Raw genomic sequence first — 10,832 nt, 5'->3', positions numbered from 1 at the left:
AGCCAGATGTATAGAGAATAAACAAAGGATCTTCGGCTTTCATCTCTTCAGCAGGGCAGTTATCAGACACCTTCGCAGTGGCCTCGTGCCACCAGACATCACGATGATTGTGCCAGTCAATATCGCCGCCAGTGCGTTGGTAGACCACCACTTTTTCAATCGACTTCACATTGGGATTGGCGAGGGCATCATCGACGTTTTTCTTCAGGGGCACCGCACGGCCACCACGTATTCCTTCATCGGCGGTCACCACTACCTTGGCATTGGAGTCAATAATCCGGCCTGCCAGTGCTTCGGGAGAAAAGCCGCCAAACACCACGGTATGCACGGCACCAATACGGGCACAGGCCAGCATCGCCACCGCCGCTTCCATCACCATTGGCATGTACAGACACACCACATCGCCTTTTCTGACACCGTTGTCTTTTAAGACATTGGCAAATTGGCATACTTGCTGGTGGAGTTGGTGATAAGTGAGCGTGGCATCGTCCTTTGGATCGTCGCCTTCCCAAATTAAGGCAACCTGATCGCCTTTGTCTTTAAGATGACGGTCAATACAGTTGGATGCCACGTTCAAGGTACCATCTTCAAACCAGCGGATATCCACATGGCCGGTATCAAACGAGGTGTGTTTGACTTTGGTATAAGGCGTCATCCAATCCAGAATTTGCCCGTGCTCGCGCCAAAAGCCTTCCGGGTCGCTCACTGACTGCTGATAGAGTGCTTGATACTTGGCTTCATCCGCGTGTGCCTTTTGTGCAATTGAAGGCATGACGGGGTATACGTGACTATCGCTCATCCTGTTTCTCCTCGTGTCCGCGATGCTCCACGCGGCGCTTCCATGTCATGAGATGTCAGGCGTTACCGCTGCCTGGCAAACGAAAACCATGCAGTAAAGGTGTGACATATCGGGTCGTCCGRCAATTAGACTTTAGGATGACCCCATTGATTTTTAAGCGATTTGCGCAGTTGTCAGGCCAGATAGTGGGGGCTGGATCCCACTTTGTCGTTGCGTTCGTGCGCCAGTCGCGGCTTCGATGCGTTATTTGGATTGCAGCATGGGCATCTCACCTTGGGTGAGGCGGACATAAATCAATGCCGCGGCGAGCGCATCATCCAACGCATCATGCCGGGCCGGCAAAGGGATATCGAGGTGACGACTAATGGCCTCCATGCTGATGTCGTGATAGGCATTAGGAAGCAGGCGTTCGAGTTTGCGTTGATAAATATCACTGACTTCAATCAGAGGATTGGGCAGTGGAAAGCCAAGATACTGGCGCGCGTAACGATCAAGAATGCATTTATCGTAACGGATATGGTAACCAACTAAGGGGTGGTTACCAATAAAGTCGACCAGCGCAGTGATCGCCTGTTCCCCACTGACTCCATGGGTGAGATCTTGGTGGCGGAGTTGGTGAATTCTGACAGAGCCGGCGCTCAGACTTTCTGGCGCGGCCAGTGTCAAGGTGAGGGCGTGACTGGTGAGGATCCGGTTGCCTTTGATCGGGGTGGCCGCAATCGTAACCAACTCTGCACGATGCGGATCCAAGCTGGTGGTCTCACAGTCCAGTGAAATCAGCGTGTTTGAGTCGGGAGGCAAAAATAAGTCCCGATAGGGTGAGTGTCGTAGACGATGACGGTACCAATGCCGAGTCAGCCAATTCAAATTAGTCCCTCACGTGATAATGGAAAGCGAGTGACTCTTTAAACTTTTTCACCACATGCAGCCCGTGGCGTAGCAAGTCGCGTTCGCTCGAAGGGAGGTGAGCCACGTCGAGGTAATTGCTTTGTGGCTCGCCACTCAATTGTTGCCTTAAACGTAATCGGATAAACAGCTTCAAGGCCTCGGAGAGGTTTTCCGCCGTTTCTTCCGCCAGTGCCCCTAGGTTGGCAAGCTGCTCCAGCCGCTCAAAGGTGTTGGTGTGGCGCACGCCCTTTTCTAAACTCATGGTTCTCACGCCATGGACGATGGGGAAAATCCCGCCTTTTTTGATATCTAGCCCTTCTTTACTGCTTTTGAGCGAGCCAAACACGGTAAGAGGGACGCGAAAGGCGAGTGCAGGGCGGACAAAGGTGTTGAGCGTCAACATATTGTCGGTCAAGGTGTCGTTGAGGGGGGATTGGATCGCATCAATCAGACTCAGATCGCCGGCGATCGGCTGGCTGTCAGCGAGGATCGCCAAGTCCATGACGCTTTGATGATTGGCACTTTGTGCCAGATTACGCACGGTTTGCTGCCATTGCGTGGCGGTTTTCACCCATTTGGGGTTACTGACCATCACGTGACCCGGACAGGGCGGGTAACCGAGTTGATACAGTGTATGTGAAAAGGTCTCCATCACTTGCTGGCAATCGGGCCAGTTGAGATCGTCGGCGAGAATCAAGGCGTTGTCTTGGTCGGTTTTAAGCACTTGCTCGCCGCGTCCTTCAGAGCCCATTACCACCAAGCAGCACTGGCTTTGGTAAGCCTCGGGCACTAACAAGCGGAACGCTTTTTCCATGATTTGCTCATTCACGGTGGCGATAAGCTGCATCACAAAGCGGGTGTGAATGCCATTATTAAATAAGGTGTGTACCAGCTTGCTCTGGCTGTTTGCGGCGATCACCAGTTCGTCGATGGTTTGTGCGCGGGCAATCTGTAAGTTAAGTACGTGAGAGTGAGTGGAAAAGAGGCTCAGTACCTGAGGAAGATCGAGCATCCCTGCTGTGTTTCCGTGTTCATTGACGACCCGGACGCGTTTTACGCGCTGGCGTGTCATCTTAATCATGGCGTGAAAGAGAAAGTCGCCGCGTTCGACACTGATCACCGGACGTGTGGCCACCTCGCCAACAGGCACGGATTGATCGTAGCCCTCTAGCACGAGCGCATGAAGCAAATTGGTGCGGGTAATAATGCCGCAGTCGCCATTTTCATCATCCACCAAGGCGCAGTCGCAGCGCTCGGCTTTCATCTGGGCGGTGGCAACATGCAGGGGTACGTCGGAGGCGACACACAAGGCAGGTTGAATATTGCTGTCATCAATTCTTGTCAGCATAAACTCGGCGAGGTTTTGCTGCTGACGCGCTTGCACCATCAGCGTTTGTCGGCGCTGAAGGTTGGTATCAAAGTAGCCGCGAAACGCGTGATTATGATGATAAATGGCGAGAAACACCTCAGCAGGCAATAAATGACAGAGGGTATCTTCTAGCGCACGGTATCGATGTTTGGCGGTGCCATTAAGCAGCGCTGGCACGTCAAATAAGTCGTCGGTGGTATAATGAGAAAATACTTCCTTACCGTCTTCTGACACTTCTTCCACGCTGCCTTTAATAATGATAAAGAGCTGCTCGCCCGTATCACCGGGTTGGATCAGGGTGTCGCCACGGCGAAAGTAGGCAACGTCGAGTGCTTGGCGGCATTGTTTGACTTGTGATGCGGTTAGGCAGTCAAAGGGCGCATGAGAGGTGTCAAAAGGTTCAGGCATAGTCGCACTCCTCACTGTGGTATCCACAGTGTGTCTCACCCTTTTCGATCTCGCTAGCCGACTTTAGTCTAGCCAAGGACGTATACGGATTGGCCACCCCCACGCATTTGTCGACATTCGTGGTGCACGTGTCTTTTTTTCCTCGCACAGAGCTGCGACACTTAGCGGGTATCTATCTTAATGTGAAGTAATGAGATGACCGTAACCCAATGTTCTCCGTTTCGCTGGCTGTCAGAATACTTTGGTGGCTTCTTTTTTTCCTATGGTGTGTATCTGCCGTTTTGGGCGGTATGGTTTGAGTACTTAGGCCTAAATTCAGGTGTGATCGGTACCTTGATAGGACTCGGTTTCGCGACCCGTTGTGTGGCTAACTTAGTCTTTACACCGCGTGTGCAACAGGTTGAAGCCTTGCTGCCCGCTCTGAGGGCATTGACGCTCATGGCGTTAGTGACGTGTGTATTGCACCCCTTAATGGGAGCCAATGTGTGGTGGCTTGCTTTGGTGACTGTGTTGTTTAATCTTGCCATTGGGCCCTCCGTCCCGCTGTCAGATGCGCTTGCCAACTATTATGCGCGCCATAAAGTTATCGACTACGGTCGAACCCGTCTTTGGGGATCGATCGCCTTTATTGTTGGGTCGAGTTTGACCGGGTGGCTGGTGACCGAGCAATCGGCGGCGATTATTCCTTGGGTTGCAATTGGCGGCTTGTCTGCCTGTTTGTTGCTGACGTTGCGTCGGCCGACATTGATGCCACAAAGCGAGCGCGATATGACCAATAGCAAAGTCTCGATGCGTCAGCTTTTTCGCGACCGTCAGGTGATCGTGTTCTTGTTAATCGCCTCCCTACTGCAAGGCAGCCACGCAGCGTATTACAGTTTTAGTGCGATCTACTGGAAGCAGGCTGGATATAGCGAGAGCATTGTCGGCTATTTGTGGAGCCTCGGGGTGGTGGCGGAAGTAGCCGTCTTTGCCTTAGGCGCGCGGCTTTTTAATGGCTGGTCATCCAAAGCCTTGTTCCAATTGGCGGCTGTGGGTGTATTGCTGCGTTGGGGGATCACAGGGACGACGACCGCCGCGGTGCCAGTGATCCTGGTGCAACTGCTCCACGGCATTACGTTTGCCGGCGCGCACTTGGGCGCGATGCAGTATATTCAGCGCGAGTGTGGGGCGCGATTGGTGGCCACACAAGCGGCGTACAATGCGTTACCAATGGGCGCAGTGGTGGCGGCGCTGACCACGGCAAGCGGGTGGATTTATGCCGTATCGCCTTCTGGCACCTTCTATACCATGGCACTGCTTGCGCTGCCTGTTTTTGTTTTACCACTGCGTAAACCAGCATTTTGGCGTGCCAAGCAAGCTAAGGTGGCATAGGCAGGCCGAAACTGTAATAAAGCCCGGTTAGGCTTGCAGTAAAGTTAGCTAGGGTGCCCACAAAGCGAATACGAGACGATTGAGTGGGCGCCGATACCGTGTTACACCCAGCTCAAGGATTCGGCAAAGGATTGCGTCAGGAAGGGAGCCATGACACAAGGCTGGGTAATTGTCTCTGTTTCACTGCTTTATATGGGCGCACTGTTTGCGATTGCTTGGTATGGTGATCGTCAGCCGCGCTGGTTACGCTCATGGCGTCCGTGGATTTATAGCCTTTCTATTGCGGTGTATTGCACCTCTTGGACCTTTTTCGGCACCGTTGGGCAAGCGTCCAGCTCGCCATGGTCATTTCTTCCGATTTATCTTGCCCCTATTCTGGTGTTTACCCTTGGGTGGCGTTTTCTTGCCCGCATGATTTTGATCGCCAAGCGCGAGCACATTACCTCTATTGCCGACTTTATCGCGGCGCGATATGGCAAATCGCAGGGCTTAGCGGTGATGGTGACCTTGATTGCCGTGGTGGGCGTGCTGCCTTATATCGCGTTGCAACTGCGCGGGATCGCCATGGGACTTGATGTGCTTTCCCCAGAGCTAGGGCAAAGCGTTGGCTTGGCTCAACCCCAAATCGCCTGGCTCGTGTGTATCTCCTTGGCCGTATTTACCGTGTTATTTGGTACGCGGCATATCGACAGTACGGAGCACCACCGAGGGATGATGATGGCAGTCGCGTTCGAGTCGATCGTCAAGCTGGTCGCATTTCTGGGGGTGGGGATCTTTGTGGTGTGGCTGTTATTTCAAGCGCCGAGCCTGCCTGTGAGTTTGGAGGACTCTGGCGTGATTGGTCGCCCGGATGTGGGTAGCTTAATCATCCACACGTTTTTGACGGGCGMGGCGATCATTTGCTTGCCGCGCCAGTTTCACACCATGGTGGTGGAGAACACGCGCGCGAGTGATTTGAATACCGCGCGTAAAGTCTTCCCGACCTACTTGTTGCTGATGTTGATTTTTGTCCTGCCGCTCGCCTATGCGGGGCAAGCGTTGTTACCTGGGGCGCCTGCTGATACTCACGTGATTCGGTTGCCGCTATCGGTAGGAGCTGAGGGAGTGGCGCTACTAGCATTTATGGGTGGGGCATCGGCTGCCAGCGGGATGGTGATTGTTTCCACCATTGCGCTGGCGATCATGGTATCCAATGACTTGGTGATGCCCCTGTTGTTGCGGCGCATGAAACTGAAATCACGTAACTTTGCGCAGTTCTCTGGGCTGTTACTCAATGTTCGCCGTGCGCTGATCTTTTTGATCTTAATTGCAGCGTGGGGCTTCTATCATCTCATCCTTACTGTGCCCACGTTGTCGGAAATCGGCTTTCTCTCCTTCGCGGCCATCGCGCAGTTTGCCCCTGCGATGATTGGTGCCTTGTACTGGCGTCAAGGCAACAAAAAAGGCGTTTATGCGGGCTTACTGATAGGGTTTTCACTATGGCTGGTGACCATGATGACTCAAACCGGCATGCTGGCAGGGGATGGGCAATCTAATCTATTGATTTGGCTTATTACCCCTCCCAACTTTGCACCTTTTACTCTCCTCAATACCGTGGATTGGGGGCTGGCCTTCAGTGTGTTAATGAATGCCCTGGGCTTTGTGGTGGTGTCTTTACTCACGCGCCCCTCACTCAGTGAGCGTTTACAGGCTGCTGCGTTTGTTGGCATGCCACTGCCGGAAAACGATGACGCGCGCTTGTATCAAAGCCGAGTCACCGTGGCGGAGCTGGAAATGCTCGCGGCACGCTTTGTTGGCCGTCGGCGTATGCGTCAGGCGTTTAGCYAATTTGCCGAGCAGCGTGGTGAAGAGCTGATGCCCCAGCAACAAGCCAGCGCACCGCTGATCCGTCATACCGAGCGGGTGTTGGCTGGGGTATTTGGCTCGTCATCGGCACGCTTAGTCCTTTCATCAGCCTTGCAGGGGCGCAACATGCAATTGGAAGAAATTGCCACCATTGTTGATGAAGCCTCTGAGTTGTTCGATTTCTCGCGGGGATTACTGCAAGGGGCGATTGAGCATATCAATCAAGGGATCTCTGTGGTGGATAAGCAACTGCGGCTGGTGGCRTGGAATCAGCGCTACATTGATATGTTTCAGTTTCCACCCGGGCTTATCCAGGTCGGGCGACCGGTCGCGGACTTAATTCGATTCAATGCCCAGCGCGGACTCTGCGGGCCGGGTGATCCGGAAGAACATGTCAGCAAGCGGGTGCTGCACTTAACACGACGAAAGCCGCATACCTCTTCGCGTGTGCATCCAGACGGACGGGTGATTGAGTTGCAGGGCAATCCGATGCCAGGCGGGGGGTTTGTCATGACCTTCACCGATATTACCGCGTTTCGGGATGCGGAAGCGGCGCTCAAGCAGTCTAATGAAACCCTTGAAGCGCGGGTGACAGCGCGAACGCGGGAATTGGAGCGACTGAATAGCCAGTTGATTGATGCTACCCGCAAGGCCGAATCGGCCTCACAGTCGAAGAGTCGCTTTTTAGCCGCTGTCAGTCACGACTTGATGCAGCCACTTAACGCAGCACGTTTGTTTGCTTCATCACTCAGTGAAATGGCGGCCAATCGAGATACCGAAGCCGTTGCTCAGCATATAGAGAGCGCACTAGAAAGTGCGGAAGTGTTGATTGGTGACTTGCTCGATATCTCGCGCCTGGAGTCGGGCAAAATGAAAGCACGGATTGAATCCTTTCCATTGTGTGAAGTCTTTGATGCGCTTGAAGCGGAATTTGGGGTGTTAGCGCGTCGCCAAGGGTTGGACTTTCGCGTTGTGACCAGCCAGGTTTGGGTTCAGTCTGATAAGAACTTGCTGCGCCGAGTACTACAAAACTTTTTGACCAATGCCTTTCGCTACAATCCTGAGGGCCGAGTGGTGTTAGGTGTGCGACGGGCAGGGCGAGACTACCGTATTGAGGTATGGGACGACGGTGATGGGATCCCCCTTGAGCGTCAGCAAGATATCTTTCAAGAGTTCACCCGCATTGACCGCGAAGGGGCCGAGCAGGGGCTGGGCTTAGGGTTGGCGATCGCGAAGGGCATTAGCCAAATCCTCTCTCAGCCTCTGGCATTGCAGTCCTGGCCGGGTCGGGGCACGGTGTTCTCAATGACAGTGAATGCGAGCCAAGCGGAAAAGATTGAGTCAAGCCCGGTGTTGCCTGCCACCGCTTCGGCGCGAGAGCTCGAAGGTTGCCGTGTCTTATGTGTAGACAATGAGCAAGAGATCTTAGATGGAATGGCGCAGCTTTTATCACGGTGGGGATGCGACGTTCGCTGCGCCCCCGATGTGAGTGGCGCGATCAAGACGATCGGTGACCAATGGCAGCCTGAGTTTGTACTGAGCGATTACCATTTGGCGAACCAGCAAACCGGGCTGCAAGTGCTTCAACAATGCCAATTAAAACTAGGGTGTTGCTTTCAGGGAGTGATCATCAGTGCTGACCGCAGTGCCGAGACACAACAGACCGTGACTGGACTAGGCTTTATGTATCTCTCCAAACCGGTAAAGCCGCTCAAGTTGCGTGCGTTACTACAACAGCGAGGAAAATCATGACCCCTTTTTCGTTACCCCGCTTAGAAACCGATGTTGGCATCGTTAAAGTGGCAGGGCACTTTAATCCGGTTGATGGACATATTGACCTTGATGAGCTCGCCCACCTGGACGGTGATGGCTGGGCGGATGTCAGTCATTGGCTAACGGAGCAAGCGTATGAAAACAAAATCGCCACCATCGTGGCGGCGATCCGAGCATCCTTGATGTCGCCTGATGCGTAAGGGGTTACCTATCGTACTGACGCCGTATGACGAGGCTGACGCTATGAAGCGTCCTGAGATTGTCGGTGCTCGGTATAAAATGTTTCATGCTCGATAAATGTCACTGGCGTTTCTGCGTAATAGTGGCTCCCCTTCATACTGACGGCTAGACGGATTTGCGTCTCCTCGCTGCTTGGAGCAGGGAGGGTAACCGTCCAGGTCGTGCCTGTTTCATCGCGGAYTTGCATGGTTTGCGGTGTGATGTCTGTCAGGCCGATTTGTGCGCCCTCCAACGGCAGCTCGCTGACTAACCGCAGCGTTAGCCGGTTGTTATCAACCCCCTGCGATTCCAGTTTGAGTTTCATATCACCATTTTCGAGCTGACAGAAGCCACTGGTATAGCGACAGTTAGAACGGACCGCCAGCGGGTAACTCTGTCCTGGCTGAGCGGCTTTAGGCGGCTCAGACACACTGGCATCGACGGCAAAATAGGTGATCACCGCTAATACTGGCGCAACCAGCATCGCAATAACCACATGTTTATTGGTGAGTAAACGCGTGACCGTTGACATCATGCCTCTCCTTGGCTGGAAGTTACAAACCGTGTAAAAGCCCCCGAAGGGGCTTGATAGATGAACACCGGATTAGTGTGATTGCGCATCACCGGCTCCAGATGGCATACGAACGTGCTCGACCAAATCTTGTACCTCTTGCGGTGTTTCTTTGGTCAGGCGTGAAACAATGATTGCCACCACAAAGTTACACACAGCGCCAACCGCGCCAAAGGCATTTGGCTCGATACCCAGTATCCAGTTGCTACCTAGGCTTTCTAAGTAGGTCCAATCCGCGACAAACAGAATCCCTTTATGCTGGAATACATAGAACAGGGTGACGCTGATCCCCGCGACCATACCTGCAATCGCCCCTTCTTTGTTAATGGTTTTGGTGAAGATCCCCATCATCAGCACCGGGAAAATCGATGATGCGGCCAAGCCGAACGCCAGGGCCACTGTCCCGGCCGCAAAGCCTGGTGGATTGAGCCCCAAATAGCCTGCACCCGCTATCGCTAATGCCATGGATATCCGGCTTGCCAGTAGCTCGCCTTTTTCACTGATATTCGGATTAACAACCCCCTTTATCAAGTCATGGGATATCGCTGACGAGATCGCGAGTAACAGCCCAGCCGCGGTCGACAAGGCAGCGGCTAAGCCCCCGGCGGCGACCAGGGCAATCACCCAGTTAGGGAGTTTGGCAATCTCTGGGTTTGCCAGCACCATGATATCGCGGTCAACACGTAGCTCATTGGTGTCTGGGTTCGAAGTGTATTGGATCTTGTCGTCACCGTTTTTGTCTTCAAAGCCCAAAAGCCCGGTGGTTTCCCAGTTTTTAAACCAGTCTGGACGCTCGTCATAGACAAGGTTGTCGCCATTAGGCAGATTGACGGTGTCCATTAAGTTCAAGCGCGCCATCGCCGCCACCGCAGGTGCTGAGGTGTATAAAATCGCGATAAAGAACAGCGCCCAACCGGCGGATGTCCGTGCATCACGCACTTTAGGCACCGTAAAGAAGCGAATAATAACGTGGGGCAAACCGGCGGTACCTATCATCAGTGACATGGTGTAGGCAAACATGTTGAGTGTACTGCCGCGCACCGCGGTGGTGTACTCGACAAAGCCGAGTTCGGTCACCACCTGATCAAGCCGGTCGAGCAAGTACTGATCCGTTCCTGCCATGGTGCTGCCTAGACCAAGCTGTGGGAATGGGTTGCCTGTCAGTTTGAGGGAGATGAAGATTGCGGGAATAGTGTAAGCCAAAATGAGTACGCAATACTGAGCAATTTGGGTGTAGGTAATGCCCTTCATCCCGCCCATCACGGAATACATAAACACAATCACCATCCCGATTAAAAGCCCGGTGGAATAGTCCACTTCTAGGAAGCGACCAAAAGCCACCCCGACCCCTTTCATCTGGCCGATAACATAGGTGACAGAAGCGATGATCAAGCAAACGACGGCAACAATGCGCGCGGTTTTTGAGTAGAAGCGTTCACCGACAAACTCTGGCACGGTAAATTTGCCAAATTTACGTAGATAAGGGGCGAGCAACAGTGCGAGAAGCACGAAACCGCCGGTCCAGCCCATCAAAAACACCGAACCGCCATAGCCCATGAATGAGATCAAGCCAGCCATAGAGATAAAGG

The 10,832-nt window shown here is 53.4% G+C and carries 8 protein-coding genes; 3 read left to right on the top strand and 5 right to left on the bottom strand.

The annotated features are described in order from the left end of the window. From BZG14_RS13235 to BZG14_RS13225, 3 genes are all read right to left on the bottom strand, one after another. Nucleotides 1–799, bottom strand: a 799-nt coding sequence (locus tag BZG14_RS13235; RefSeq protein WP_158011756.1) for an AMP-binding protein, incomplete at its 3' end; no start/stop codon positions are given. 243 nt (nucleotides 800–1,042) lie between these two features. Then, nucleotides 1,043–1,666, bottom strand: a complete 624-nt coding sequence (locus tag BZG14_RS13230; RefSeq protein ID WP_077486491.1) for a 3'-5' exonuclease — start codon at nucleotides 1,664–1,666, stop codon at nucleotides 1,043–1,045. Between the two features lies 1 nt (nucleotide 1,667). Further along, the gene (locus BZG14_RS13225) at nucleotides 1,668–3,464 is read right to left on the bottom strand and encodes a DUF294 nucleotidyltransferase-like domain-containing protein (protein WP_077523350.1); all 1,797 of its coding nucleotides are present in this window, start codon (nucleotides 3,462–3,464) and stop codon (nucleotides 1,668–1,670) included. A gap of 195 nt (nucleotides 3,465–3,659) precedes the next feature. Between BZG14_RS13225 and BZG14_RS13220 the strand changes: the two genes are divergently transcribed. The 3 genes from BZG14_RS13220 (at nucleotide 3,660) to BZG14_RS13210 (ending at nucleotide 8,653) form a co-directional block, all read left to right on the top strand. Beyond that, nucleotides 3,660–4,835 carry a 3-phenylpropionate MFS transporter gene (locus BZG14_RS13220; protein WP_077608948.1) on the top strand — a complete coding sequence of 392 codons (1,176 nt, stop codon included), beginning with the start codon at nucleotides 3,660–3,662 and terminating at the stop codon, nucleotides 4,833–4,835. Between the two features lie 150 nt (nucleotides 4,836–4,985). Then, the gene (locus tag BZG14_RS13215; RefSeq protein WP_077608947.1) at nucleotides 4,986–8,432 is read left to right on the top strand and encodes a PAS domain-containing hybrid sensor histidine kinase/response regulator; all 3,447 of its coding nucleotides are present in this window, start codon (nucleotides 4,986–4,988) and stop codon (nucleotides 8,430–8,432) included. Next, the gene (locus tag BZG14_RS13210; RefSeq protein WP_069361528.1) at nucleotides 8,429–8,653 is read left to right on the top strand and encodes a hypothetical protein; all 225 of its coding nucleotides are present in this window, start codon (nucleotides 8,429–8,431) and stop codon (nucleotides 8,651–8,653) included. Before BZG14_RS13215 ends, BZG14_RS13210 begins: the two co-directional genes overlap by 4 nt. A gap of 41 nt (nucleotides 8,654–8,694) precedes the next feature. On the opposite strand, the gene BZG14_RS13205 is transcribed toward BZG14_RS13210, so the two are convergent. Further along, nucleotides 8,695–9,207, bottom strand: coding sequence for a hypothetical protein (locus tag BZG14_RS13205; protein WP_241824674.1), 513 nt, complete (start codon nucleotides 9,205–9,207; stop codon nucleotides 8,695–8,697). Nucleotides 9,208–9,276: 69 nt separating this feature from the next. Further along, nucleotides 9,277–10,832: sodium:solute symporter family protein (locus BZG14_RS13200; RefSeq protein ID WP_108743564.1), on the bottom strand; the 1,556-nt coding region annotated here is incomplete at its 5' end.

The sequence above is a fragment of the Salinivibrio sp. IB282 genome (assembly GCF_001995685.1).
GTDB classification, from domain to species: Bacteria; Pseudomonadota; Gammaproteobacteria; order Enterobacterales; family Vibrionaceae; genus Salinivibrio; species Salinivibrio kushneri.
This window is presented reverse-complemented; position numbering and strand designations above follow the sequence as displayed.